General features: G+C 64.7%; 23 protein-coding genes. 16 read left to right on the top strand and 7 right to left on the bottom strand.

Going from position 1 to position 25,479, the window contains the following annotated elements; all coding sequences use genetic code 11:
* Positions 1-21: 21 nt before the first annotated feature.
* The 3 genes from OUZ30_RS18160 to pdxR all read right to left on the bottom strand — a co-directional run bounded on the left by OUZ30_RS18160 (position 22) and on the right by pdxR (position 3,580).
* The gene (locus tag OUZ30_RS18160) at positions 22-1,452 is read right to left on the bottom strand and encodes a nitrilase-related carbon-nitrogen hydrolase (protein WP_266183845.1); all 1,431 of its coding nucleotides are present in this window, start codon (positions 1,450-1,452) and stop codon (positions 22-24) included.
* Positions 1,436-2,020: a TetR/AcrR family transcriptional regulator gene (locus OUZ30_RS18155; RefSeq protein WP_266183844.1), complete on the bottom strand. Its 585-nt coding sequence runs from the start codon at positions 2,018-2,020 to the stop codon at positions 1,436-1,438. Before OUZ30_RS18155 ends, OUZ30_RS18160 begins: the two co-directional genes overlap by 17 nt.
* A gap of 99 nt (positions 2,021-2,119) precedes the next feature.
* The gene (pdxR, locus tag OUZ30_RS18150) at positions 2,120-3,580 is read right to left on the bottom strand and encodes a MocR-like pyridoxine biosynthesis transcription factor PdxR (protein ID WP_266183843.1); all 1,461 of its coding nucleotides are present in this window, start codon (positions 3,578-3,580) and stop codon (positions 2,120-2,122) included.
* 122 nt (positions 3,581-3,702) lie between these two features.
* Between pdxR and OUZ30_RS18145 the strand changes: the two genes are divergently transcribed.
* The 12 genes from OUZ30_RS18145 (at position 3,703) to purH (ending at position 15,459) form a co-directional block, all read left to right on the top strand.
* Entirely contained in the window at positions 3,703-4,407 is a 705-nt protein-coding gene (locus OUZ30_RS18145) for a glutathione S-transferase N-terminal domain-containing protein (protein WP_266183842.1), read from the top strand.
* Between the two features lie 98 nt (positions 4,408-4,505).
* Entirely contained in the window at positions 4,506-5,414 is a 909-nt protein-coding gene (locus OUZ30_RS18140) for a DMT family transporter (protein WP_266183841.1), read from the top strand.
* A 78-nt stretch (positions 5,415-5,492) separates the two neighbouring features.
* The gene (locus OUZ30_RS18135; RefSeq protein ID WP_266183840.1) at positions 5,493-7,718 is read left to right on the top strand and encodes a protein-disulfide reductase DsbD family protein; all 2,226 of its coding nucleotides are present in this window, start codon (positions 5,493-5,495) and stop codon (positions 7,716-7,718) included.
* On the top strand, positions 7,715-8,260 hold the full coding sequence (locus tag OUZ30_RS18130; protein WP_345781054.1) for a peroxiredoxin family protein: 546 nt from the start codon (positions 7,715-7,717) through the stop codon (positions 8,258-8,260). Before OUZ30_RS18135 ends, OUZ30_RS18130 begins: the two co-directional genes overlap by 4 nt.
* Positions 8,261-8,412: 152 nt before the next feature.
* Positions 8,413-8,874, top strand: coding sequence for a type II 3-dehydroquinate dehydratase (gene aroQ, locus OUZ30_RS18125; protein ID WP_266183839.1), 462 nt, complete (start codon positions 8,413-8,415; stop codon positions 8,872-8,874).
* A 68-nt stretch (positions 8,875-8,942) separates the two neighbouring features.
* The gene (gene accB, locus OUZ30_RS18120; RefSeq protein WP_266183838.1) at positions 8,943-9,395 is read left to right on the top strand and encodes an acetyl-CoA carboxylase biotin carboxyl carrier protein; all 453 of its coding nucleotides are present in this window, start codon (positions 8,943-8,945) and stop codon (positions 9,393-9,395) included.
* Positions 9,396-9,409: 14 nt separating this feature from the next.
* The gene (accC, locus tag OUZ30_RS18115) at positions 9,410-10,780 is read left to right on the top strand and encodes an acetyl-CoA carboxylase biotin carboxylase subunit (protein WP_266183837.1); all 1,371 of its coding nucleotides are present in this window, start codon (positions 9,410-9,412) and stop codon (positions 10,778-10,780) included.
* Between the two features lie 64 nt (positions 10,781-10,844).
* Positions 10,845-11,204, top strand: coding sequence for a DUF7716 domain-containing protein (locus tag OUZ30_RS18110; protein ID WP_266183836.1), 360 nt, complete (start codon positions 10,845-10,847; stop codon positions 11,202-11,204).
* A 62-nt stretch (positions 11,205-11,266) separates the two neighbouring features.
* Positions 11,267-12,172 (top strand): 50S ribosomal protein L11 methyltransferase, encoded by a 906-nt coding sequence (gene prmA / locus OUZ30_RS18105; RefSeq protein ID WP_266183835.1) that lies wholly within the window; start codon positions 11,267-11,269, stop codon positions 12,170-12,172.
* Between the two features lie 131 nt (positions 12,173-12,303).
* Positions 12,304-13,095, top strand: a complete 792-nt coding sequence (locus tag OUZ30_RS18100; protein WP_266183834.1) for a zinc-ribbon and DUF3426 domain-containing protein — start codon at positions 12,304-12,306, stop codon at positions 13,093-13,095.
* 301 nt (positions 13,096-13,396) lie between these two features.
* Positions 13,397-13,684: a helix-turn-helix domain-containing protein gene (locus OUZ30_RS18095; RefSeq protein WP_266183833.1), complete on the top strand. Its 288-nt coding sequence runs from the start codon at positions 13,397-13,399 to the stop codon at positions 13,682-13,684.
* A gap of 164 nt (positions 13,685-13,848) precedes the next feature.
* Positions 13,849-15,459 (top strand): bifunctional phosphoribosylaminoimidazolecarboxamide formyltransferase/IMP cyclohydrolase, encoded by a 1,611-nt coding sequence (purH, locus tag OUZ30_RS18090; protein ID WP_266183832.1) that lies wholly within the window; start codon positions 13,849-13,851, stop codon positions 15,457-15,459.
* A 213-nt stretch (positions 15,460-15,672) separates the two neighbouring features.
* Here the strand turns inward: purH and OUZ30_RS18085 are convergent, their stop codons facing one another.
* Complete coding sequence (locus OUZ30_RS18085; protein ID WP_266183831.1) at positions 15,673-16,680, bottom strand: bile acid:sodium symporter family protein; 1,008 nt, start codon at positions 16,678-16,680, stop codon at positions 15,673-15,675.
* Positions 16,681-16,774: 94 nt separating this feature from the next.
* Between OUZ30_RS18085 and OUZ30_RS18080 the strand changes: the two genes are divergently transcribed.
* Positions 16,775-17,674 (top strand): LysR family transcriptional regulator, encoded by a 900-nt coding sequence (locus OUZ30_RS18080; RefSeq protein ID WP_266183830.1) that lies wholly within the window; start codon positions 16,775-16,777, stop codon positions 17,672-17,674.
* Positions 17,675-17,737: 63 nt separating this feature from the next.
* Positions 17,738-18,448 (top strand): glutathione S-transferase, encoded by a 711-nt coding sequence (locus OUZ30_RS18075; RefSeq protein ID WP_266183829.1) that lies wholly within the window; start codon positions 17,738-17,740, stop codon positions 18,446-18,448.
* A 10-nt stretch (positions 18,449-18,458) separates the two neighbouring features.
* Here the strand turns inward: OUZ30_RS18075 and OUZ30_RS18070 are convergent, their stop codons facing one another.
* Together OUZ30_RS18070 and OUZ30_RS18065 are read right to left on the bottom strand one after the other, a co-directional pair.
* Entirely contained in the window at positions 18,459-18,890 is a 432-nt protein-coding gene (locus OUZ30_RS18070) for an EamA family transporter (protein WP_266183828.1), read from the bottom strand.
* A gap of 58 nt (positions 18,891-18,948) precedes the next feature.
* Complete coding sequence (locus OUZ30_RS18065) at positions 18,949-19,458, bottom strand: DUF2782 domain-containing protein (protein ID WP_266183827.1); 510 nt, start codon at positions 19,456-19,458, stop codon at positions 18,949-18,951.
* A 96-nt stretch (positions 19,459-19,554) separates the two neighbouring features.
* On the opposite strand from OUZ30_RS18065, the gene polA reads away from it, so the two are divergent.
* Entirely contained in the window at positions 19,555-22,311 is a 2,757-nt protein-coding gene (gene polA / locus OUZ30_RS18060) for a DNA polymerase I (protein ID WP_266183826.1), read from the top strand.
* Positions 22,312-22,725: 414 nt separating this feature from the next.
* Positions 22,726-23,754, top strand: coding sequence for a LacI family DNA-binding transcriptional regulator (locus tag OUZ30_RS18055; RefSeq protein WP_266183911.1), 1,029 nt, complete (start codon positions 22,726-22,728; stop codon positions 23,752-23,754).
* A gap of 29 nt (positions 23,755-23,783) precedes the next feature.
* Here OUZ30_RS18055 and OUZ30_RS18050 read toward each other — a convergent pair whose 3' ends face one another.
* Positions 23,784-25,478, bottom strand: a complete 1,695-nt coding sequence (locus OUZ30_RS18050; RefSeq protein ID WP_266183825.1) for an alpha-amylase family glycosyl hydrolase — start codon at positions 25,476-25,478, stop codon at positions 23,784-23,786.
* Between the last annotated feature and the right edge of the window lies 1 nt (position 25,479).

The following is a 25,479-nucleotide window of genomic DNA, read 5'->3' as shown; positions in this document are numbered from 1 at the left end:
AGGCCTCGAACGGAAACGCTTCTAGCGATCGCCTGCGCCGCGTGGCAGGAAGGCCAGCGCCAGCCACGCCGTCAACGCGATCAGGCTGAGCCACGCGAACCAGTCACCCCATCGCGCATACAGCGTGCGCGTGTCGCGTAACGGGAGATCGCCTACCACGTCGGCGTCATGCTCTTCGCTGGAAGCCTCGGCCACGACGCGACCGCGATCATCGCTTAAAGTCAGTCGGCCGGAGCGGGCCGCCCGCGCGATGGCGAATCCACTTTCCACGCCACGCATGATCGCCATGCGGCTATGCAGCCAGCCGTCGATGCTGAAGTCCCACGCGGGCACCAGCAACAGTTGCGCATGGCGCGCTGCGTAGGCGCGGCCGATATCGTGGAAATCCATGTCCTTGCACACCGCCAGTCCGATCCGCGGCGTGCCGGCGAGCAGGGTGTAGCTGTCGCCCGGCGTGTAATGGCGTTCAAAACCAGGGATCAGATGACGTTTGTTGTAGGCAGCCGGCGCCGTGGCGCTGGATGGGAGCACCATCAGCATATTGCGTTCAGCGCGTGGATCACCCTTGAAATCGATACCGACGCCCACGGCTACCGCGTGTTGCCTCGCCAGTGCCGCGAAGGCCGGCACGGTCGTCTCGGACGTGGCAAAGGATGTTTCCGGGATCAGGACGGCCTGCGCGCCAGCGTTCGCGAGCCGACTGATCGCATCGATGTAGCGCGCTTCCAGTGCCTGGCCATCCGCATCACCCAAGGCGGGTCGGATCGGCTTCTCCAGCGAGACCAGGCCGATGCGCATCGTCGCCACCGCCGGTGCCTGCAAGCGCCAGCTGCCGTAGGCGATGCTGGCGATGATCAGCACTGCGGCCGTCGCGGCCACCGGAAGGCGGTGACGCTTCGCGGCTTGCGGTGCCAGTTGTGTGGCGATGGCGGCCGGCAACAACAACACGAGGAAGCTGATACCCCAGATGCCTGCCAGGGCGGCGACCTGGATGATCGGAAGGGCGTTCATCTGCGTGTAGGCAAGGCTGCCGAACGTGCCATGCGGCGACGTCAGACTGTTGATGTATTCGGCGGCCACCCATGCCGTTGGCAGCGCCAAGGCCGCCGCAAGATGACGGCCACGCAGGAGCAAGCGTCGGAACAACAGCACGCATAACATCATCACCAGGGCGGGCATGGCGATGACATACACGATGATCGGCACGGGCAAGCCGATATACTCGTGCAAATAATCCCACTGATTGAACCCACCGATTGCGATCGCCAGAAAGGCCGCCAGCGCTGTCCAGCGTGCGCGAACCCGAGGGGCAAGCCATAGCAGCGGTAGTAGCGCGAGCCAGGTCAACCACCATCGTGGTTGTACGCCCGTGCCGAACCACCAGCCTAGCGCCGTCAGCGCCGTTGCCGCCAACGACGTCAGCGGTGCGCTTCGATCAGGCCTTGATGCCATCGAACAACCTCCCCAGCGATTGTAGGTAGAAGGCACGAAACTGCACTTCGTCGTAACTGAAGCGCCCGGCGCGATAGAGCGCGATCAAACCGTGCTGCTGTGCCCATAGGGCCATCGCAACGTCGTGCGGGTCGTCCTGTTTCAACACCCCCTGGGCCATGCCTTCAACCACGGCATGGAGCAAGACATTGAAGGTGGGTGAATGGCCGGCGCGAAAGTCCTCGGGAAAACGTCGCGCATCATCGCGACGCACCGAAAACGCGTGGTCGAACAGATGCGGATGCGCCAGCGCGTAATCCAGGTAGGGCTCGGCCAGTGCCATCAATCGCTTCAGTACCTCGGGATTCCGTGTGCGGCGCGTTTCCCACTCATGCGCGACGGCATTGAAGCTGTCGTCGGAGAGCCGCTTCAGCAGCGCATCGCGGGTGGCAAAGTGACGGTAGATCGCCATAGGCGTGATGCCCACCGCCTCGGCGACGCGGCGCATGGTCACGGCGTCGGCGCCGTCGCGATCGAACAGCTTGTGCGCGGCCCGGAGGATTTTCTCGGCGGTGGTCAAGCGAGTCATGTATACATCGTATACATGATGACTGCGGCGACACAATGGGTCTTCTGGGCTAGCTGTCTTTCATCAGGAAAGCCGAGCAAGGCAGCAGATGCCTCTTTGTCACGGTCGATGCGTTTCCCGGTGCGCATGAAGCAGCCGGCCCAGCAGACGCGCGGCCTCCTCGATGCGCGCCGCGGACATCATGCCCAGGCCGAAGGCCAAGCCGCTTGGTGCACTATCGCCAATCGCGTAATCCTGCAGCGATTCGATCCGCAGCCCCTGCTCCGCCGCGTGAGCGATCAATGCATCGATCCTGATGGGTGCGGACAGTGTCGCCCCCAGATGCAGCCCCGCGTCGGATGCCAGCGGCCGCAGCACGTTTCCCGCTTGGCGTGACAATGCATCGAGCAGGGCATCCCGACGCTCGCCGTAGATTCGCCGCATCTTGCGCACGTGCCGAGCGAGATGACCTTCGGCTATGAACAAGGCCAGCGTGTCCTGCGCGAGCACATCGCTGTGCCAATCACTCAACTGACGCGCACGAGCCAGGGCCGCCATCGCCCACGGCGGCGTTACCAGGTAGCCAAGGCGCAACGCGGGAAACAGACTCTTGGAGAAAGTGCCCACGTAGAACACCACGCCATCGCGATCGAGCGTCTGCAAAGCGTCGAGCGGACGACCGCCGTAGCGGAATTCGCCGTCGTAATCGTCCTCAATCACGACCGCACCATGCTGTCGCGCAAACGCCAGCAGCGCCAGGCGACGCGCAGGCGACATCACCATGCCCAGCGGGAACTGGTGCGAGGGCGTCACGTAGATCACGCGCGCTTCGATGGGAATGCGTTCCACCACGAGACCTTCGGCATCGACCGGCACCGGCACCACGCGAGCGCCCGCCGCCTCAAACGCGGCGCGCAAGGGCGGATAACCCGGGTCTTCCACAGCGACCACCGTGCGGCCTGGTATCACCAGCACGCGCGCCAGCAGATCGAACGCCTGCTGCGCACCACTGGTCACCACGATGTCGTCCGCGCTGCAGGCCACGGCGCGCGTAAACGAGATATGGCCGGCGATGGCGGCACGCAGTGACAGGCGTCCTTCGGCCGCATCGTAGATGGCAGGCGCGCGCGACAACGTGCGCAGCGCTCGCGCGGACAGCCGCCGCCAGATCTCGAACGGAAAACGTGAGGTGTCGGGCAGGCCCACGCGCAGGTCGTAACGCGCCGGCATCGCTGCGCTGAGCGGCTGCGGCAGAGTCGCTTCGCGCCAACGCGGATGCAGCCGCGAATCACCACCCGCCGGCCGCGCATGCGGCGCGGCGGAGCGGCTGCTCAATACATCGGCGACCACATGGCTCGCCCCCTGCCGCGCCGAGACGTAGCCCTCGCTGAGCAGCCGGTCATAGGCCGATACCACGGTATTGCGCGACACTCCCAGCGAACCTGCCAGCGCGCGCGTCGAAGGCAAGGTCTGACCGCCCCGTAGTCGCCCATCCAGGATGGCCGCACGCAACTGCCCGTGCAGCGCCTGCAGGCGGCCGCGCGCCGGAATCTCTAGGGGGAAAGCGAAAAGCTGATCCATGGCGCCTTGGCCGAGCTGCCTCACTGGACCTAAAGATTTCGCCTTATCTGGATCTTTTTCAAGACCAGTGGACCAACGACACTAAGCCATCGCTACTTCCAGCCACTTGCAGGAGTCCCGTCATGATCGAGCTGTACTTCGCCGCCACGCCGAACGGCCTCAAGCTCAAGCTGTTCCTGGAGGAAGCCGGCCTGCCGTACTTCGTGACCCCGGTGAATATCGGGAAGGGCGAACAGTTTCGGCCGGAATTCCTCGCCATTTCGCCGAACAACAAGATTCCCGCCATCGTCGACCACGCCCCTGCGGGCGGCGGCGCGCCGGTCACCTTGTTCGAGTCGGGCGCGATCATGCTTTACCTGGCCGAGAAGGCGGGCTGCCTGATCCCCGCCGACATCCACGGCCGCGCCGAGGTGTTGCAGTGGCTGTTCTGGCAGATGGCGGGGCTGGGGCCGATGGCTGGGCAGATCGGGCATTTCAATGTGTATGCGCCGGAAAAGGTGCCCTATGCGATCGATCGCTACACCCGCGAAACCGCCCGCCTCTATGGCGTGCTGAACCAGCGTCTGGTCGATCGCGCGTTCATCGCGGGTGACCTCTCCCTCGCCGATATCGCCTGCTACCCGTGGATCGTGCCGCATGAGGCACACGGCCAGACACTGTCCGATTTCCCCCACCTGGAGCGCTGGTTCGTGGCGATGTCGCAGCGGCCGGCCACCCTGCGGACCTATGAAGGCGTCGCCAACGTCTACGCCGCGCGCCAGCGCGACATTTCCGACGAGGAACGCCGCGTGCTGTTCGGCCAGGTCGGAACCCCCGATAGGCGCTGAGGGTCTGTAACCCTCCCGACCTCGGCGGCGAAGACTACTGACAGGTCTCGTCGCTACCCTGGACTACTTTTGCTGCACGTACCCACGAGTCCCTCGCCATGAAGAAGTCCGACATCGCCGCGCTGCTGCTACTGGGTGCCATCTGGGGCGCGTCGTTCCTGTTCATGCGCATGGGCGCCGACCAGTTCGGCGGCATGGCGCTGGCGGGCATGCGCGCCATTGGTGCTGCGGTGTGCTCGCTGCCGCTGCTGCTGTCGCGTCGGCGCATGGCCGAGATGCGCACGCATTGGCGCCCTATAGCCGTCGTGGGCCTAGCCAATTCCGCCTTGCCGTTCGTGTTGTTCTCCTATGCCGCGCAAAGCCTTCCGGCCGGTGTCTCGGCAATTTCCGATGCCATCGCGCCTCTGCTGGTGGCCGCCTCCGGCTGGATGTGGCTAGGTGAACGGCTCGACGCCACGCGCGCCAGCGGGCTGGTGATCGGCCTGACCGGCGTGGTCTGGCTGGTCGCCGGCACGATGGGTTTCGGTCATGGCGGCGGCGCGACCGGCTGGGCGATGGCGGCCTGTGTCGGCGCCAATGTCTGCTACACCTTCGGCGCCCACTACAGCCAGCGACGCCTGCGTGGCGTGGCGCCGCTGTCGGTGGCGACGGGCAGCCAAGTGGCCGCGGCCATGTTGTTGTTGCCCTTCACCGTCTGGCTGTGGCCGGCGAAGATGCCGGGCGTCGAGGCCTGGCTGGCCATGTTCGGTCTCGCTGCCGCTTGCACCTCGATCGCCTATGTCTTGTTCTACCGGCTGATGTCGCGCATTGGCGCCACCAAGTCGATGGCCGTGCTGTACCTGATTCCGGTATTCGGCGTGCTGTGGGGGCTGGTCTTCCTGCACGAGCCGGTGACCCCGGCGATGGCCGGCGGCTGCACCATCATCCTGCTCGGCGTCGCGCTGACCACCGGCCTGGTGCGCTTGCGCCCCCTCGCAACAAAGGTCGTCGCCGTGGAAGAGGCCTGAACAATCGCTTCCTGCAAGCTGAGCCATAATCTTCCTTCGCCTGCGCTCCGGCGCAGGCTCCTCCTCGCTGGAGCTGCAATGCGTCCGATCCACCCAGGCCAACTGGCCGCTCGATTCTCCGCTCTGCTTTTTCTGTGCTTTGCCCTCTGCCTGAGCGCCCTGCCTGCCTTGGCGCAGGACGACAGCGATGGTCTGCTGCCGGTGACCGAGGCGTACAAGCTGAGCACCGACACCTCGACCCCGGGCGTGGTGAAGCTGCATTGGACCATCGCGCCCGACTACTACCTCTACCGCGGCCGCATGAAGTTCAAGGGCGGCGACGGCGTGACGCTGGGCGAGGCGCAGCTGCCCGATGGCGAGAAGCATCACGACGAATACCTGGGCGACGTGGAGACGTATCACCACGGCATCGACGCCACCGTGCCCTATACGCTGGCGGCCGGCACCACGCGTCTGAAGCTGAGCGTGCAGTACCAGGGCTGCCACGAGGTCGACCCGAAGATCTGCTATCCGCCGAACACCGAGCACCTGGATCTGGCACTGCTCGCTGGCGGCGCAGCCAGCACAGGCGCCAGCGGCTCCCTCGGTAACGCGCTGGGCAAGTTGGGCGCCGCCGGCAAGGCCGCTCCCGCGGGCATGGACAGCGCCCCGCTGCCGGCCGAACAGGCTTTCCAGTTCGAGGCCCTGGCCAAGGACCGCCAGCACCTGCTGCTGCGTTGGACCATGCCCAAGGGTTATTACCTGTATCGCGACCAGACCACGCTGCGCCTGAAAGATGCCAATGGCCTGACCCTGGCCACGCCCGAGTGGCCCGCCGGCGTGATGCACAACGACCCGCATTTCGGCCAGACCACGGTGTACTTCGACCAGGTCGAGCTGCCGGTGACGATCCAGGGCGATACCTCGGGTCGCCAGACGCTGGCGCTGGAAGCGAGCTTCCAGGGCTGCCAGGACGGCGGGCTGTGCTATCCGATGCTGACGCGCGCACTCAGCGTCGATCTCGGCAGCGCGACGCCAACCACCGGCACGGCAGCGGAACCGGCGCCGGAGATGCCGCCGGCCGCTCCAGCACTAGAAGTAAGCCTGTTCACCGCCCTGCTGCTCGCCTTGGGTGGCGGCTTGGTGCTGAACCTGATGCCTTGCGTGTTGCCGGTGCTGTCGATCAAGGCGGTGGGTTTGCTGGAAAGCGGCGAGAACCCGGCGAGAGTGCGTAAACATGCACTCTTCTATACCGCCGGCGTGCTGAGCAGCTTCATGCTGATCGGCATTGCCATCGTTGCCTTGCGTTCGGCCGGCCACGCACTGGGCTGGGGCGCGCAGTTGCAGCAGCCCCTGGTGGTGGGCGTGCTCGCCTGCGTGATGCTGGCCGTCGGCTTGTCGATGTCGGGCGTGGTGCAGTTCGGCACCTCGCTAGGCAACGTGGGCAACTCGCTGGCATCGCGCTCGGGTCCCGCAGGCGACTTTTTCACCGGCGTGCTCGCCGTGGCGGTGGCCAGCCCATGCACGGCGCCGCTGATGGGTACCGCGTTGGCCTATGCGTTCGCCGCACCGATGTTCAACGCCTTGCTGGTCTTCCTCGTCCTGGGCATCGGTTTGGCGCTGCCGTTCCTGCTGATCGGTTTCGTGCCCGCACTGGGACGACTGCTGCCGCGGCCGGGCGCATGGATGGAAACGCTCAAGCAGGTGCTGGCGTTCCCGATGTATCTCACTGCCGTGTGGCTGGTGTGGGTGCTGGCGCACCAACGTGGCGCCGATGCGGTGGGCCTGGTCCTGGTGGCTGCCGTCCTGCTGGCGATGACGCTGTGGTGGTTCGAGCGCAGCCGTTCCCACGGCGCGCTGTCGCGCGTAGCCGTTGCGCTATTGGCGTTGGCCACCCTGGTGCCGCTGTATTACCTGGCCCATGTGCCCGCACCGACCGCGGCAACCGTAGCCGAGGACGGTGTGGTGGCCTACTCGCCCGAAAAGCTCGCCGAGTTGCGCAAGGCCGGCACGCCGGTGTTCGTGGACATGACGGCCGATTGGTGCGTGACCTGCAAGGCTAACGAGCACGCCGTGCTCGATACCGACGCCTTCCGCGACCTGCTCAAGCGCACCGGCGCGGTTTATATGAAGGGCGACTGGACCGACGTGAACCCGACCATCGCCGCCTTCCTGCAGCAATACCACTCGCCCGGCGTGCCGCTTTATGTGGTGTTCCCGAAAGATGGCAGTGACGGCAAAAAGCTCCCCACGGTGCTGACCTCTTCGCTGGTCGAAACCGCCCTGACCAAGGCGGCGGGGACGCCGGTGGCCGCCACCCCATGATGTTGAGTCGCAGCAACTGGACCATTCTTGCGCTGGCGGTGCTGGCCGCCGCCGCGGGCGGCTGGATGCAGCGCGCGAGCCAGCGCGCGCACGTCCCTGCCGGCGTGCAGGTGACCGAAAACGGAGACATCGCGCCCGACCTTACCCTGACCGATCTAGACGGCAAGCCGCATCGCTTGACGGACTATCGCGGTCGCCGGGTGCTGCTGAACTTCTGGGCGACCTGGTGCGGCCCGTGCCTGCAGGAGATGCCAGCCCTGGTCAAAGCCCAGGCTAACGTCGGCGAAAAAGGGGCGATCGTCGTCGGCATTGCCATGGACGATCCCGAGCACGTGCGCGCCTTCCTGGCCAACCATCCGCTGAACTATCCGGTCCTGCTGGGCCGGCTCGACAGCCCCAGCACTTCGCTTCAACTAGGCAACGTCGGCGAACTACTGCCTTACAGCGTGCTTCTGGATGAGAACGGTCGGGTGCTGGCCAGCCGCCGGGGTGCCCTGGACGTGACGCAGTTGCAGCAATGGCTGGCGCCAGCCGCGCGCTGATGCGGTTTCGCCCTACCATACGTTCGCGCACGGCTTAACGTTAACTTCTCCTTCAAACATCGCCGAACTACGCCGAACTGGACAACATTGGCGAGGACGCGCACACTCCGCGCCGGAAGCCGGCCCAGCCGGTTCGACCCAAGGGTATAGGCGTGGCGAAGATCCTGGTCCTGCACGGACCCAATCTCAATCTGCTGGGCGTGCGCGAGCCGGAGATCTACGGCCGCGAGACCCTGGCCGATATCGACGCCCTGCTGGCATCACGCGCGCAGGCCGCCGGCCATACCCTCGTCTCGTTGCAGTCCAACGCCGAGCACGGCCTGATCGAGCGCATCCACCAGGCGCGCCTGGATGGCACGGCGATGATCCTGATCAACCCGGGCGCCTTCACCCATACCAGCATCGCCTTGCGCGACGCGCTGGCGGGGGTGGCGATCCCGTTTATCGAGCTGCACCTGTCCAACGTGCATGCGCGCGAGTCCTTCCGCCAGCACTCGTATCTCTCGGACATCGCCGTTGGCGTGATCTGCGGCTTCGGCGCGGACAGCTACCGGCTGGCATTGGATGCCGCCCTGCATCGGCTCGACCGGGCGGCGGCATCCACCGCCGCCTGAATCACGGCCACCGGCCACCCATTCCACATCCGGCCGCTCCTGGCGGCACTCACGAAAAGGTTTGAACAATGGACCTGCGCAAGATCAAGAAGCTCATCGACCTGCTTGAGGAATCCAACCTCGCGGAACTTGAGATCAAGGAAGGCGAGGAAGTCGTCCGTCTTTCGCGCGTGCCCAAGGGCACCGTGACCGTCGCCCCGGCGCCGGTGATGGCCGCCGCGCCCGTTGCCGCACCGCCGGCCGCACCGGTGGCCGAAGCGGCACCTGCCGTCGCGGCTTTGCCCGCCGGGCACGTGCTCAAGGCGCCGATGGTCGGCACCTTCTATGCGTCGGCCACCCCGGGTGCGCCGGCGTTCGTCAAGGTCGGCCAGCAGGTCAAGGCCGGCGAGACGCTCGGCATCATTGAGGCCATGAAGATGTTCAACCAGATCGAGGCCGAGGTTTCCGGCACCGTGCAGGCCATCCTGGTCGAGAACGGCCAGCCGGTCGAATTCGACGAACCGATGTTCGTGATCGCCTGAGCAGCCTGACGATCATGAAGCTCGAAAAAGTCGTCATCGCCAACCGCGGCGAAATCGCCCTACGAGTGTTGCGCGCCTGCCACAGTCTTGGCATCAAGACCGTCGCCGTGCACTCCACCGTGGACCGCAATCTGAAGCATGTCGGCCTGGCCGACGAGTCGGTCTGTATCGGCCCCGGCCCCTCGACCGACAGCTACCTCAACATCCCGCGCATCATCGCCGCAGCCGAGATCACCGACGCCCAGGCCATCCACCCGGGTTACGGCTTCCTTTCCGAGCGCGCCGACTTCGCCGAGCAGGTGGAACAGAGCGGCTTCATCTTCATCGGCCCGACCGCCGACGTGATCCGCCTGATGGGCGACAAGGTCGAAGCGATCCGCGCCATGAAGGCGGCCGGCGTGCCCTGCGTGCCCGGCTCGGGTGGCCCGCTTGGCGATAACGTCGAGGAAAACGTGCGCATCGCGCGCGAGATCGGCTACCCCGTGATCATCAAGGCCTCCGGCGGCGGCGGCGGTCGCGGCATGCGCGTCGTGCGTACCGAGGCACATCTGGGCAACGCCATCACAATGACCAAGCAGGAGGCCAAGGCGGCCTTTGGCAACGATCAGGTGTACATGGAGAAGTTCCTGGAGAACCCGCGCCACATCGAAATCCAGGTGCTGGCCGACGGCCAGGGCAACGCCATCCACCTCGGCGAGCGCGACTGCTCCATGCAGCGCCGTCACCAGAAAGTGGTGGAAGAAGCCCCCGCGCCGGGCATCACGCCGGCACTGCGCGAGCAGATCGGCAAGGTATGCGTGGAAGCCTGTATCCGCATCGGTTATCGCGGCGCCGGCACGTTCGAGTTCCTGTTCGAGGATGGCCGCTTCTACTTCATCGAGATGAACACCCGCATCCAGGTGGAGCATCCGGTGACCGAGCTGATCACCGGCATCGACCTGGTGCGCGAGCAGCTGCTGATCGCCGGTGGCGAGAAGCTCACGATCCGCCAGGAAGACATTCAGATCCACGGCCATGCGATCGAATGCCGCATCAACGCCGAAGATCCAGATTCCTTCCTGCCCTCGCCAGGCACGGTGAAGCGCTTCGAGGCACCCGGTGGCCCGGGCGTACGCGTGGACACGCATCTGTACGACGGCTACCGCATTCCGCCGAACTACGATTCGATGATCGGCAAGCTGATCGTGCACGGTCCGGATCGCGAAACTGCCATCGCTCGCATGCGCCTGGCGCTCGCCGAGACGGTGATAGAAGGCGTGAAGTGCAATATCCCGCTGCAGCAGCGCATCATGGCTGACGTCGGTTTCCAGCAGGGTGGACAGAACATCCACTATCTGGAAAAGCGCATGGCCGAGCAGAAAGAAAAGGCTGCTGGCGGTCATTGAACGACCGCTGCATGAGCGATAATGGCGGGCCGCAACAGCGACCCGCCAGACCACGCCGAACATCATGCTACTGACCCTGCACGAAGCCATCGCGGCCATCACCGACGCCTTCGACGACGGTGATGGCTGGGATCGTTACGCGTGGGTGTACCTCCGTGGCGAGATCACCGAACCCGCGTGCCGCCTCTACCTCTCGCATGTGGCGGACGAGGACGACTCGCTGATCGACGACAACGGCGAGGCCATGCCCGCCTTCGCTGCCAAGCATCACCTGCAGCATTTCCTCGAAGCAGCTGATTTCGCCGAAGTGCTGTTCGTGCAGCGGCGTCGCGAACCAGCTTCTGGCGTGAGCGATTTCGCCAATGCGCTGGATCACTACCGCCGCCACGATGCCTTCCTTGGCATGCCGTCGCCACTCTTGTAACCGCCTCTCCCGCTCGCCACCTCTTCGGCGACAATGCATGCTTTCCGCAGGACTCTCCGCCCATGCCCTGGCTTGAACTCTCGCTCACCGTCCGTGCCGAACAGCAGCCTCGCGTAGAAGAGGCGCTGGACGATATCGGCGCGCTGTCCATCACGCTGCAGGACGCGGATGCGGAAACGCCGGACGAGCAGGCCATCTTTGAACCGGGCGTGGGCGAGCTGCCGCTGTGGCCGACCATCACCCTCAATGCGTTGTTCGAAGCAGAGACCGATCGCCGCGGCCTGAGCGAGGCGCTGAGCGAACTGCTGCCGTGGCTGGAGCCGGACCATATGCAGTTCCGCGACGTCGCCGACGAGGACTGGGAGCGCGCCTGGATGGACCAGTTCAAGCCGATGGTGTTCGGCCGCCGGCTGTGGATCTATCCGTGGAATATCGAGCCGCCGGCGGATGAGGACATCGTCGTCGTGCGCCTGGACCCGGGCCTGGCCTTCGGCAGCGGCACGCACCCCACCACGGCGCTCTGCCTGGCGTGGTTGGATGGGCAAGATCTTGCTGGCAAGACCGTGACCGACTTCGGCTGTGGCTCAGGCATCCTCGCCATCGCCGCACTCAAGCTCGGCGCCGCCAGCGCCATCGGAGTGGACAACGATCCGCAGGCGATTACGGCTTCAGCCGACAACGCTGAGCGCAACGAGGTAGCCGACCGTCTCGCTCTATTCCTGCCGGACGAACTCGAGGCGGAACCCTCGGACATCTTCATCGCCAACATCCTCGCCGGCCCGCTGGGCGAGCTTGCGCCCACCTTCGCCAAGGCGGCCAAGCCTGGCGCGCCGTTCGCCATCTCCGGCATCCTCAAGGGCCAGCAAGACGAGCTGCTGCAGCGCTACGCCGAGTGGTTCGACGAACTGCGCGTAGACACCCAGGAAGACTGGGTGCGCATCAGTGGTCGACGCGCACGGACGCGCTAGTGCTGCGAGCGCAGGATGCGCGGGCGCGACGGACGCCAGGCCTGAGAGACTGATCACGATCTCCGCGTCACCGCGGATGATTTGTGACCGCACCTGCACTAGGCTTGCCACAGTTCGACGGAGCGGCCTGCATGTACGCCCAATGTCCCGAATGCCTGACCGTGTTCTCGCTGAACACGGAAACGCTTGCGCAGGCGAGAGGGATGGTCGTGTGCGGTCATTGCGAGACCGAATTCGATGCCCTAGTCAGCCTCATCGATCAGTTGCCGCCTGAACCCTTCCAACATCTGTCACCCCGCACGCAGACGGCGGCGCCTCGGCTGGATCTGGCGATTTATCGCCCGCGCCCGGAAACCCCGGCCATTGCCGAAGCCAAGGACGAAGCGCGCGACGACATCGAGGACTTCAGCAACCTGGTCCTTGCCCCCCGCTTTGCGCGCGGCAAGGAACGTAACGGGCGGCGCTGGCCATGGGTAACGGCCTGCGTCCTGCTGTTATCCGCCCTCGGCGCGCAAATCGCCTGGGCCAAGCGTGACGTCCTGATCAGCGACCCGACGATCGGGACGATGCTGCGGCAAGCCTGCAACAGCATGGGATGCCAACTGCCGCTGGTTCAGGACACGTCACAGTTGAGCTTGCTCGCCCGCGACGTTCAGGCGCACCCCTCGGTGCCTGGCGCCCTGTTGATTACCGCCAACCTGCGCAACGACGCCACCTTTACCCAGCCCTATCCGGTCGTGGCCATCACGCTGTCCGACGTCAATGGCCATCGCCTGGCCATGCGCCGCTTGCGTGCCGCCGAATACCTTGGTGACATGGCCACGCTGCAACGCGGACTGCCGCCGGGCGCCAGCACCGCCATCGTGCTTGAAGTGGAAGATCCCGACGGCAAGGCCGTGGCGTTCGAATTCGGCTTCGAATAGCCGTCCAACTCTTTGTACCAACAAGCTGTGCTGGCGATCGCCGGCCGGCATCCATACGCTCAAGCCGGACGTTGCACACAACCCACCAAGGCGCCAGCGAAATGTCCATAGGACAAATGCCGATGTCATCAAGTCCCACCCTTTGTTCGTTGCAAGGGACTTAAATTTATCGGCACACACGGGTAAACTCGCCCCTTCGTCTTGTGCTGCACCCGGCGTTCCATGCGAGCCGCCGCCCGCGGTATTGCCATACAACAATTGCAGCGGCCAACGCAGCCGCCGCATTAGAACGTGAGGGGAAATGCCAGTGAACGCCGTCAGACTGCCTGCTAGCGAGTCCCCTAAGGAGACTTCGTCGCAGAGCGCATTGAGCGAATGCGTCAGTCGCACCGTCCGCCGTTTTCTCGCCGACATCGGCGATACCGAATGCGACGAGGGTCTGCACGCGCTCGTGATTCGCGAAGTCGAAGGCCCCCTCCTGCGCGAAGTACTGGCCTGGCACGACGGCAACCAGAGCCGTGCCGCCGCCGTACTTGGTATCAATCGCGCCACGCTGCGCAAGAAGCTGGCCGCCCACGGCCTGCTGTAAGCCTGACGAAACCATCGGACCTCAGCCCTGCACGTGCCCCGCGTTCGGGCCGGTAGACCACGCAGCTCCCGGCGTTTAGCCATCCATCCCGCATCAAGCCGCGCTTTCTGCCGGTTCGGGCCCAGCCCGCTATAATGCTCGGCTCTCCCGCTCTGGAAGCCGCCATGTCTGCCCCTGCCGTTACCCCTATCCGCCGTGCGCTGCTCAGCGTTTCGGACAAGACTGGACTGATCGCGCTGGGTCAGCGGCTGCACCAGGCCGGCGTCGAGCTGCTTTCCACCGGTGGCAGCGCCAAGGCGCTGCGCGATGCCGGCATCCCGGTCAAGGATGTCAGCGACGTCACCGGTTTTCCAGAAATCATGGACGGTCGCGTCAAGACGCTGCACCCGAAGGTGCATGGCGGCCTGCTCGGCCGTCGCGGCACGGACGACGCGGTGATGGCCGAACTGGGCATCGCACCGATCGACCTGCTCGTACTCAACCTCTATCCGTTCGAGCAGACGGTGGCCAAGCCTGATTGCGCGCTGGAAGACGCGATCGAGAACATCGACATCGGCGGCCCGGCCATGCTGCGTTCCGCCGCCAAGAACTGGAACGACGTCGGCGTGCTGACGTCCCCCGACCAGTACCAGGATGCACTGGCGGAAATCGAGGCCAGCGGCGGCCTGGCCCGCGCCACGCGCTTTAAGCTTGCGGTCGCCGCGTTCAATCGCGTATCGAACTATGACGGCGCCATCAGCGACTACCTGTCCGCGCTGCAGCTCAACGATGGCTACGACGCCATTGCCGGCCACGACGCTTTCCCGGCCCAGGCCAATGGCCGCTTCGTGAAGATGATGGATTTGCGCTACGGCGAGAACCCGCATCAGCAGGCCGCGTTCTACCGCGACATGTATCCGCATCCGGGCACGCTGGCCACGTTCCGCCAGCGGCAGGGCAAGGAGCTGTCGTTCAACAATATCGCTGATTCCGATGCCGCGTGGGAATGCGTACGCAGCTTCACCAAGCCGGCCTGCGTGATCGTCAAGCATGCCAATCCCTGCGGCGTCGCCGTGAGCCTGGAAGGCATCGGCCGCGCCTACGATCTCGCCTACCAGACCGATCCCACCTCCGCCTTCGGCGGCATCATCGCGTTCAACCGCGTGGTGGACGCGGCCACGGCACGCGCCATCGTCGAGCGCCAGTTCGTGGAAGTGGTGCTCGCCCCTGGCTATGAAGACGAGGCGCTCAAGGTCTTCGCCAAGAAAACCAACGTGCGCGTGCTGGAAATTCCGCCGCCGGCCGATGGCGACCTGACCAAGCCGCATCCCGGCAACGATACGCGCCGTGTCGGTTCCGGCCTGCTGATCCAGACCGCCGACCGCGCCATGGTCGGCGCCGACGATCTCAAGATCGTCACCAAGCGCGCACCGACACCGACCGAGGTCGACGACCTGATCTTCGCGTGGAAGGTGGCCAAGTACGTCAAGAGCAATGCCATCGTCTATGCCCGCGATCGCCAGACCATCGGCATCGGCGCCGGCCAGATGAGTCGCGTGTACAGCGCGAAAATCGCCGGCATCAAGGCGGCCGACGAGAAGCTGGAAGTGCGTGGGTCGGTGATGGCCTCGGACGCGTTCTTCCCATTCCGCGACGGCATCGATGCCGCCGCCGCGGCGGGTATTCGCGCCGTGATCCAGCCGGGTGGCTCGATGCGCGATGCGGAAGTGATTGCCGCCGCAGATGAGCACGATATGGCGATGGTGTTTACCGGGATTCGTCACTTCCGTCATTGATCGACGCCCTGCAGCTCCCTCTCCCCAAAGGGGAGAGGGTTGGGGTGAGGGGCAGGTACTCGCGGTGGCGCTGTTTGAGCCCGTGGTTTTCTTGCTCGGCTGCTGCGATGCCGCGACCGGCGCGCACAAGAGCGAAACGCACTGGATCCCCGCGTTCGCGGGGATGTCGGTGAGAGGTAGCTTCGCTACCTTCACGTGAGAACAAACCAAGGCTCAAGCGCGCGTAGCGCCATCCGCCTCCACGTCCAGTTCAATCCTTCGCGCCCGCTCCGCATAGCGCCGCGCCAGCACCGCACAAGTCATCAGCTGGATCTGATGGAACAGCATGATCGGCAGCACGATCGCGCCCAGCGGATGACCTGCGAACAACACCTTCGCCATCGGCACGCCACTGGCCAGGCTCTTCTTCGAACCGCAGAACACGATGGTGATCTCGTCCTCGCGCCCAAAGCCCAGCGCACGCGCGCCGTAACGCGTCACCAGCAGCGCAATCGCAAGCAGCACCGCGTTGACCCCCAACAAGCCACCAAGCACCGGCAGCGGCATCTGCTTCCAAAGGCCTTGCAGCACCGCCGCACTGAACGCCGTGTACACCACCAACAGGATCGAACCCTGGTCCACATAGGCAAGCAATGCACGATTGCGGCTTACCCACGGGCCGATCCAGCGCTGTGCCACCTGGCCCGCGATAAAGGGCACCAGCAGCTGCAGCACGATGCCGCCTACGGCATCCCAGCTCATGCCACCCTGGCCGTGCGACTCCAGCATCACGCCCACCAGCAGCGGCGTGATGAAGATGCCAAGCAAGCTGGAAGCGGATGCCGCACAAATCGCGGCCGGAATATTGCCGCGCGCCATCGAGGTGAAGGCGATGGACGACTGCACCGTGGAAGGCAGCGTGCACAGGAACAGCACGCCCAGGTACAGCGACGGCGTCACCAGCGGCGACAGCACCGGACGCAACAGCAGGCCAAGCACGGGAAACAACACGAAGGTGCTGGCGAGCACCGTGAGGTGCAGGCGCCAGTGGGTCATCCCAGCCACCACGGCCTCGCGCGACAGCTTGGCGCCATGCAGGAAGAACAGCAGCGCGATGGCCAGGTCCGTAACCACCTCGAAGGCGCCGGCCACGTGGCCGCGACAAGGCAGCAGACTGGCCAGGGTGACCGTGACCACCAGGGCGCAGGTGAAGCGATCGGGAAGGAAGCGACTCAGTGACATGACCGGAAGCCGGATTACGCGAGAGGCCGTTATTGGAACGCCGCCCCATTCATTAATCCATTCGTATTATCGGATTCATTGATATCATCCCGTTATGAATATCACCCTGCGCCAGCTTCGTGTATTCCTCGCCGTGGCCCAGCAGCAGCACTTCCGGCGCGCAGCGGAGAGCCTGCACCTGAGCCAGCCAGCCGTGAGCCGGCATGTGGCCGAACTGGAGGCGGATCTGGGCCTGAAACTGTTTGACCGGAACACGCGGGAAGTAGTGCCCACGGATGCGGGGCGCTATCTGGAGAACGCGATCAGCCGCGTGCTCGAGGAGTTGGAAGGCGTGCTCAGTCATGTCCACTCCGAAAGCGAGCGCCGACACGGCAAGGTGCACGTGGCATCCGTACCCACCTTGTCGGCCGGCTTGATGCCGCCATGCATTGCCGACTGCATCCGGCGCTATCCCGATCTCACCATCCAACTGCACGACGAGGCGCAAACGATGGTGCTGGACAGCGTGCGCGGCGGCGAAGTGGATTTCGGCCTCGCCATCGATCCACCGCCGAGTGGTGAATTCGATAGCGAACTGATTCTGCGTGACCCCTTCGTGCTGGTATGCCGACCCGACCATCCGTTGGCGCAGTTGGAGCGGGTGCCGTGGCGCAAGCTGCGCGGTCAGCGCCTGGTGCTGCTCGACTATTCCTCCGGCAGCCGTCGACTGATCGATCACGCGCTCGCCAGCCGCGGCATCGAGGTCGACATCGTGCAGCAGACCGGTCATACCCTCACGGCGTTTCGCATGGTGGAGGCGGGTCTGGGCATCAGTGTCAGTCCGGCGTTGGCACCTGCGCCGGACACCTTGGTGACGCGGCCACTGACGCCGACAGAACATCGCAATGTCGTGCTGCTGAAGCGGCGCCAGCGCTCTCTGTCGCCGCTCGCTGCACTGGTGTGGGAACGACTGCGCGCACTCGCTGCTGCGTGGCCGTCGATGCCTGCCGAGTAATGCTCACGCAAGCTTGAACGGACCGAAGCTAGCCTTGGCCCTCCGACACCATCGGGCCAGACGATGCGCTACGAACTGTTCTACTGGACGGGTATCCAGGGTCGCGGCGAATTCGTGCGCCTGGCCTTGGAAGATGCCGGCGCCACCTATGTCGATGTGGCACGCGACCAGGGGGATGGCGTCATGACGCGGTTTCTTGGTGGCGAACAACCGGGCGCGTTGCCGTTTGCCCCACCCTTTCTGCAGGCCGGCAAGCTGGTGATTGCGCAGACACCGAACATCCTCGCTTTTCTTGCCCCGCGGCACGGTCTGGTGCCCTCATCGGTAGCCAGCAAGTGTTTTGCACTGCAGTTGCAGCTCACCATCGCCGATTTGGTCGCGGAAGTGCACGATACCCACCATCCGATTGCGATGGATCAGTACTTCGAGGATCAGCGGATGGAAGCGCGCAAACGCGCGGAAGCGTTCCGTACGCAGCGGCTGCCGAAATTCATCGACTACTTCGAACAGGTGCTGGCACGCGGCGACGGGCACCATGCCGTTGGCCGAAACCATTCGTATGTGGATGTATCCCTGTTCCAGCTGATGGCGGGGCTGGACTACGCCTTTCCCCTCGCGATGAAGCGGCTTCGTCGACACACTTCACGTCTACGCTCCCTGAGCGAGCGTGTCGCCGCGAGACCCCGGCTTGCCGCTTATCTCGCCTCGCCGCGACGCGTACCGTTCAACGAGGACGACATCTTCCGTCACTATCCGGAGCTGGACGACGCGTAGCGATCCTCGATCAGAACACGGCAATGACGATGGCGCCGGCAACGATCAGCCCGCCGCCGATCACCAGTGACCAACTCAACTGCTCGCCGAGCAAAAGCACGCCAAACACGATGGCGATGGCCACGCTGAGCTTGTCGATGGGTGCCACCTTGCTCACCGGTCCCAATTGCAGTGCGCGGTAGTAGCAAAGCCATGACAAGCCGGTGGCGATGCCCGAAAGGACAAGGAAGACCCAGCTGTTGATCGGCAGCCCGGTGGGGCGAGCCCATTCGTTGCGCAGGCTGAGGATGCCGGCGGTCACCAGCAGGATCACGATGGTGCGGATGAAGGTGGCGAGATTCGAATTGATCCCCGCCACACCCAGCTTGCCAAACAGCGCCGTCAACGCGGCGAAGAACGCCGAACCCAGTGCGAAGAGCAGCCAGCTCTCCCGCAGGTTCACAGCCGACCCACCGCGCGAAGCGTCATAACCCGGCGTCCGTCGATGGCCGACAGGCGGCTCATTGGCCGCCGCTGTCCTGATCCTCGGCGGACTTGCCCTTGCCCCACTCCAGCACCTTGTACATCACGGGCTTCACCGGCTCGCCACCCGCATTGGTCCAGGCGCCCTTTTGGTCGACGGTGTAGGTCTGCGAGATGCCATTCTTCGGCGTCACCACCACCATGTAGAGCTGGCCGCTGCGGCGGTACTCCTGGATGGTGTCGTCACCTTGCTTGCGCACGGTCACCTGCGGCGGTGCCTGGCCCATGGCGTCGCGCGGCTCCTGCATGGCCGGCAGCGCGGGCTGGCCCGGGCGAGCGGCTGCACTGTTCGACGCGGCCTGCGCTTGCTGGGCCGGCTGCGCGGTCTGTGCTGCGGATGCCGGTGTCGCTGCGGGAGGTGCTACTGCCTTCACGCCCGGATCATTCATGCCGGGCGGCGGCGGTGCGGGCGGGAAGCCTGCGGTCTGGGCGAACGCTTGGGATGCGACCGCGGCGCCAAGAACGATGAACAACGCGACAGGTTTCATGATGACGGCCTCCTGATGAAACCAAAGCATAGCAGCGCGTAGCGATGCGGCTCGTGAATCGCAGGCCGCCACCCCTCGCATGCGACAATCCCCGGCATGGCCAAGCTCATTCTTATCGACGGTTCGTCCTACCTCTATCGCGCCTTCCACGCGTTGCCACCGCTGAGCAACTCGCACGGCGAACCCACCGGTGCGCTGTTCGGCGTGGTCAACATGCTGCGCGCGACGCTGAAGGCCAGACCCGACCATGTCGCCTTCGTCAGCGATGCGCCGGGGCCTACTTTTCGCAACGAGCTCTACGACCAGTACAAGGCCAATCGCCCACCAATGCCAGACGACCTGCGCGCGCAGGTCGACCCCATGCTCGCCATTGTCAGCGCACTCGGCTTCCCGATCCTGCGGGTGAGCGGCGTGGAAGCAGATGACGTGATCGGCACGCTGACCGAGCAGGCGCATGCCCAAGGCATCGAGGTGGAGATTTCCACCGGCGACAAAGATCTCGCCCAGCTCGTGCGACCCGGCGTCACCCTGGTCAACACCATGACCAACACGACCACCGACAGCGCGGGCGTGATGGAAAAATTCGGCGTGGAGCCGGCGCAAATCGTCGACTTCCTCTCACTCACCGGCGATACCGTCGACAACGTGCCGGGCGTACCCAAGTGCGGCCCCAAGACGGCGGCGAAATGGCTGGCCGAATACGGCACCTTGGACCAGCTCATCGCGAACGCGGACAAAATCGGCGGCAAGATCGGCGAGAGCCTGCGCGCGGCGCTGCCGCAACTGCCGCTGTCGCGCGAGCTGGTGACGATCAAGACGGACGTGCCGCTGGATGTGACGGTGACGGATCTCGCCCTGCACGAACGCCACCTGGAGCAGCTGCGCGAGTTGTTTACACGCTACGAGTTCAAGGCCGCGTTGAAGGAGCTCGACAACGAAGCCGCCTCTCCTGCAGGAGCGCACCCTGTGCGCGACTCGAACCCGGCGGCTGCCACCGAAGAGCATCGCGTACAGGGTGCGCTCCTACTCGACCAGCATCTGGCGATGGAAGGTCAGTACGAGCTGGTGACCACACAGGCTCAATTCGATAGCTGGCTGGCGAAGATCGCCAGCGCACCGCTGATCGCGTTCGATACCGAGACCACCTCGATCGACGCCATGCAGGCCGATATCGTCGGCCTCAGCCTGTCGGTGGAACCGGGACATGCCTGCTACGTGCCACTCACCCACGATTACCCGGGGGCACCGGCGCAGCTACCGCGCGATCAGGTGCTCGCTGCCTTGAAGCCGTTCTTTGAAGACCCCGCCCGGCCGAAGCTGGGCCAGCACGCGAAGTACGACATCAACATCCTGTCGCACTACGGCATTGCCGTGCAGGGGCTCAGGCACGACTCCATGCTGGAGTCCTATATATGGAACGCCACCGCCACGCGCCACGACATGGATTCGCTGGCGCGGAAGTACCTTGGCTACGAAACCGTCAAGTACGAGCAGGTCGCCGGCAAGGGCGCCAAACAGATCTCGTTCTCCCAAGTCGATCTGGATACGGCTTGCCGCTACGCCGCCGAAGATGCCGACGTGACGCTGCGCCTGCATCACGCACTGTGGCCAAAGCTTGAAAGCATCCCCGCCCTACGCGCGGTCTACGAGGATATCGAGATTCCACTCGTTCCCGTGCTGGCCGCGATGGAACAGCGCGGCGTGCTGATCGACGTGAGCGAGTTGCGCAAGCAGAGCCAGCACTTGGGCAAGCGCATGCTTGAACTGCAGCGGGAAGCCTGGAAGAGCGCCGGCCGCGAGTTCAATCTCGACTCGCCCAAGCAGCTGCAGGCCATCCTGTTCGACGAACTTGGTCTGCGGGCCAAGCTGAAGACCCCCACGGGCCAGCCGTCGACGAATGAGGAAGCGCTGGACGCCATCGCCGACGACCACCCGCTGCCACGCCTGATTCTTGACTACCGCGGCCTGGCCAAGCTGCGTTCGACCTATACCGACAAGTTGGCCGAGATGGTCAACCCGCGTACGGGTCGCGTGCATACCAGCTACCACCAGGGTGCGGTGGCGACGGGGCGTATCTCCTCGTCCGATCCCAACCTGCAGAACATCCCGGTACGCACCGAGGAAGGTCGGCGCATACGCCAGGCGTTCGTGGCACCGGAAGGCTGGGTGGTGCTGGCGGCGGACTATTCGCAGATCGAATTGCGCATCATGGCCCACCTCTCTGGCGACGAAGGGCTGCTCAAGGCCTTCCACGAAGGCGGCGACGTGCATCGGGCCACGGCCGCCGAAGTGTTTGGCCTCAAGCCCGAAGAAGTCAGCGCCAACCAGCGTCGTGCCGCCAAGGCCATCAACTTCGGCCTGATGTATGGCATGAGCGCGTTCGGGCTGGCCCGTCAGCTCGGCGTGGATCGTGGCGAAGCCAGCGACTACATGGCGCGCTACTTCTCGCGCTATCCGGGCGTGCGCGCCTTCATGGACGCCACCCGCGAGCAGGCGCACCGCGACGGCTATGTGCAGACCTTGTTCGGCCGCCGGCTGTACCTGGAGAACCTCACCTCGCGCAACCAGGCCCTGCGCGCCGGTGCCGAACGCGCCGCCGTCAACGCACCCATGCAGGGCACCGCCGCCGACATCATCAAGCGCGCCATGCTCGCCGTGCATCCCTGGCTGCAGCAACGCGACGATGCCCACATGCTGATGCAGGTGCACGACGAACTGGTCTTCGAGGTGCGCAAGGACGCGGTCGAGGCGGTGCGTGCAGGCGTCATTGAGCGCATGTCGGGTGCGGCGGAACTCTCCGTGCCCCTGCTGGTGGAAGCGGGCGTGGGAGCCAACTGGGACGAGGCGCACTAGGAGCCTGTTCAAGCTCTCGCCGTCGTCCCAGTCTTCGCTGCGACGACGCGGGCGGCGAAGTGTTTGATTTTCGTCAAATGAATCGTCGCTAACTAAAACTGACCTGGTGAGTGCAACTTTTGCCGCGTGGCGCGTTCTTAGTATTCGGATGCACGCAACGGCGTCCAACCGGCTCAGACCACCTCCCTGGATGAGCCAACTGGTAAGCGAACCTCTCCCCTGGGTTTCGCTTCCACCCCCGGCCCCGAGGATTCCCCCCTAATCCTCGGGGCTTTTTTTGCCTGGGCCAAGCGCCCGTCTAATGTCTCCACGCGGCGCGCGGGAGCGACGTAAAGCAGCTAGGATGCCGCGAACAACTCGTCTGGCCACAGAGAGCTCGGCCGGCATTGCCTCAAGGGTTACGGCCGCGTGCAGATCAAGGGAAAAGTCACCTCGTTCGATATCGCCCACCTGACTGGCGTCTCCCAGTCGACGGTGTCGCGCGCGCTGCGTGGCAGTCCGCTGGTGAACGAGGAAACGCGCCGGCGCATCCAGGCGGCGGTGGACCAACTCAACTACAAGGTCGACAAGAACGCCTCCAGCCTGCGCGCCAAACATACCGGCACGCTGGCCTTGCTGTTGTTCGAGGACCCGACGGCAGACGACTCCCATATCAACCCGTTCTTCCTGTCCATGCTTGGATCGATCACGCGCGCCAGTGCGCAGCGCGGCTACGACCTGCTGATCTCGTTCCAGCAGTTTTCGCGCGACTGGCATGCGGACTACGCGGACAGCAAGAAGGCCGACGGCATCATCCTGCTCGGTTACGGCGACTATCTCGCCACCCGCGACAAGCTGCAGAAACTGGTGGACCAGGGTACGTGCTGCGTGCGCTGGGGTGCGGTGCTGCACGACCAGCCGGATGTGTCGGTGGGCTGCGACAACCTCAGCGGTGGCCAAGCGGTCACCACCCATCTCATCGAACAAGGCTGTCGACGCATCGCTTTTCTTGGCGATGCCTCAAGTCATTATCCGGAATTCTTCGATCGCTACCGCGGCCACGTGAGAGCCCTTGGCGATGCGGGGCTGGAAGCCGGGCCCCTGCTGCAGGTGAACGCCGAGAGCACCGAACGCTCGGGCTACGACGCGCTCGAGAAGCTGCTCAGTCACGGTGTCGGTTTCGATGCCGTGTTCGCCGCCAGCGACCTGATCGCTATCGGCGCCATGCGTGCGCTCGCCGATCACGGCCTGAAGGTGCCGGACGACGTGGCACTGGCCGGGTTCGACGACATCACCATGGCCAGCTTCGTCAATCCACCACTGACCACGGTGTTACAGGACACCAAGCAGGCGGGCGAGATCCTGGTCGACAACCTGCTGCGACTGATTCGTGGCGAGCCGGCGGAGAGCGCCATGCTGCCGGCTCGCTTGATCGTGCGTCGGTCCAGCTTGCGGCAGGGCTAAAAGCCCACAGCGGCACCTGCGCTTCTTACCTACCCTGCGCCGGGATGGCCTTTTTCGTTCATCAACCGGGTGAGCTCGGTGACGAAGTCGGCGCGCGTCGCCACGGCATCCAGTAGATAGACCTGCACATCGTGCGCGCCCACCGTGGCGTGCAGCGCTCCGCCACCGGCCACTTCGACGTTACGACCGCCCAGAGCGGCCTTCCACGTCCCTGGCTGCACATAGTCCGCGATATCGAACGACGCCGGTGCATCGCCCTTGTTGAGCAGCACCAGCGCGATCTGGTGTTCGTTGCCCTTCTGATAGACGCGATAGAACGCCGCCTGGTCACCCTTGAACTGCAGCGGCAACATCAAGCCCTTCTGCAACGCCGGTGTGCGGGCGCGTAGCTGGGCGATGCGCACCAACTGCTGGTAGATGCGGCTTTTCGGCGCCGCATCGATGCGCTCCTGCCCGAAGTAGTTGCGATTGCCCTGGTGCTCCGCACGCCCGCGCATGAAGCCGACTTCCGAGCCGTAATAGACCGCCGGAATACCGCGCGCAGTGAACAGCCAGTTGTGCGCGTCGATAAAACCGTCGTCGGTGGCGTTGAGGCGTGCCATGTCGTGGTTGTCGTAGAACGTCACCACTTCGTACGGATTCGCATACGGGCCATTGCGCAGGTAAAGCCGCTCGGCAACACGTGCGTAGTCACTGTGCGGATGCTCGAACACTTCGGCGACGCGCTGGCGCAACGGAAAATCCAGCACGCTGATGCCGCCGTTACGCGGCCAGGTGTACTGGCCGATATTGTCCGGGTTGTAGTCGAACGCTTCTCCAAACATGAAGAAGCCGGGGTGCCTGGCACGGATGCGCGTGGCGAACTGCTTCCAGAACGCGGTCGACATATGACTGATGGTGTCGATGCGGAACGCATCCGCACCCTGGTCCGCCCATTGCAGGTACGCGCCAACGAAATAATCCAGCACCGCCGGATTCTCATCGTTGTTGTTGGACAGCTGCGCCAGGTCGTCGTACGCGTGATAGAACCGATGCAAGGGATGGCGCGCCGGATCGAGATCCGACGGCGCGAGGTTGTGGTGGTCGGCAATCAGCTTGCCGTCCTTGTCGAAGATCTGGCCGAACATCGGCTGCGCCACGGGCATGCTGAACGACGGCGAGCCATGATTGGCGACGATATCGAGCACGGTCTTCAGCCCCTGCGCGCGCATCCTCGAAGTGAACTGGGCGAAGTCCAGATCCTTGCTGGGCAGGTGTTCGTCGAGCTTGTAGAAGCTGACGCCCCAATAGCCGTGATAGCCCGCCTTGCCGCGGTCGGCCAGCGAAGCGCCCCAGGTCACCGGATCGCCGCCGGTAAACGCTTCGTCCGGGTTGTCCACGATCGGCGTGATCCACACCGCGCCAAAGCCCATGCCACGGATATAGCCGGCGTTATTAAGCACGCCTTTGAAGTCGCCGCCGAGATAGCCGATGTTGTCGGTCTCACCATTCGGCCCCTGGACGGGAATATCGAACGTGTGGTGTGCACCGCCCTGATCGCGGTGATCGTTGGACGGATCGCCATTGACGAAGCGATCGGTCATCACGAAGTAGATCGCCTGCGAGGCGAACGGTAGCTCGGTGCCGTAGAAATCCTTGGGTGCTTCGCCCGCGAAAGCGGCAGCACCGCCGAGCATGGCGAGCGAGAGACCGATGACGGCGGCGATGGGTGCGCGGATGGACATG

The organism is Dyella humicola (genome assembly GCF_026283945.1).
Taxonomy (GTDB): Bacteria; Pseudomonadota; Gammaproteobacteria; order Xanthomonadales; family Rhodanobacteraceae; genus Dyella; species Dyella humicola.
This window is presented reverse-complemented; position numbering and strand designations above follow the sequence as displayed.

Coding starts and splice junctions, on each gene's coding strand:
- OUZ30_RS18160 (WP_266183845.1), bottom strand. CDS start 1,452: ATGGCATCAAGGCCTGATCGAAGCGCACCGCTGACGTCGTTGGCGGCA.
- OUZ30_RS18155 (WP_266183844.1), bottom strand. CDS start 2,020: ATGACTCGCTTGACCACCGCCGAGAAAATCCTCCGGGCCGCGCACAAG.
- pdxR (WP_266183843.1), bottom strand. CDS start 3,580: ATGGATCAGCTTTTCGCTTTCCCCCTAGAGATTCCGGCGCGCGGCCGC.
- OUZ30_RS18145 (WP_266183842.1), top strand. CDS start 3,703: ATGATCGAGCTGTACTTCGCCGCCACGCCGAACGGCCTCAAGCTCAAG.
- OUZ30_RS18140 (WP_266183841.1), top strand. CDS start 4,506: ATGAAGAAGTCCGACATCGCCGCGCTGCTGCTACTGGGTGCCATCTGG.
- OUZ30_RS18135 (WP_266183840.1), top strand. CDS start 5,493: ATGCGTCCGATCCACCCAGGCCAACTGGCCGCTCGATTCTCCGCTCTG.
- OUZ30_RS18130 (WP_345781054.1), top strand. CDS start 7,715: ATGATGTTGAGTCGCAGCAACTGGACCATTCTTGCGCTGGCGGTGCTG.
- accB (WP_266183838.1), top strand. CDS start 8,943: ATGGACCTGCGCAAGATCAAGAAGCTCATCGACCTGCTTGAGGAATCC.
- accC (WP_266183837.1), top strand. CDS start 9,410: ATGAAGCTCGAAAAAGTCGTCATCGCCAACCGCGGCGAAATCGCCCTA.
- OUZ30_RS18110 (WP_266183836.1), top strand. CDS start 10,845: ATGCTACTGACCCTGCACGAAGCCATCGCGGCCATCACCGACGCCTTC.
- prmA (WP_266183835.1), top strand. CDS start 11,267: ATGCCCTGGCTTGAACTCTCGCTCACCGTCCGTGCCGAACAGCAGCCT.
- OUZ30_RS18100 (WP_266183834.1), top strand. CDS start 12,304: ATGTACGCCCAATGTCCCGAATGCCTGACCGTGTTCTCGCTGAACACG.
- OUZ30_RS18095 (WP_266183833.1), top strand. CDS start 13,397: ATGCCAGTGAACGCCGTCAGACTGCCTGCTAGCGAGTCCCCTAAGGAG.
- purH (WP_266183832.1), top strand. CDS start 13,849: ATGTCTGCCCCTGCCGTTACCCCTATCCGCCGTGCGCTGCTCAGCGTT.
- OUZ30_RS18085 (WP_266183831.1), bottom strand. CDS start 16,680: ATGTCACTGAGTCGCTTCCTTCCCGATCGCTTCACCTGCGCCCTGGTG.
- OUZ30_RS18080 (WP_266183830.1), top strand. CDS start 16,775: ATGAATATCACCCTGCGCCAGCTTCGTGTATTCCTCGCCGTGGCCCAG.
- OUZ30_RS18075 (WP_266183829.1), top strand. CDS start 17,738: ATGCGCTACGAACTGTTCTACTGGACGGGTATCCAGGGTCGCGGCGAA.
- OUZ30_RS18065 (WP_266183827.1), bottom strand. CDS start 19,458: ATGAAACCTGTCGCGTTGTTCATCGTTCTTGGCGCCGCGGTCGCATCC.
- polA (WP_266183826.1), top strand. CDS start 19,555: ATGGCCAAGCTCATTCTTATCGACGGTTCGTCCTACCTCTATCGCGCC.
- OUZ30_RS18050 (WP_266183825.1), bottom strand. CDS start 25,478: ATGTCCATCCGCGCACCCATCGCCGCCGTCATCGGTCTCTCGCTCGCC.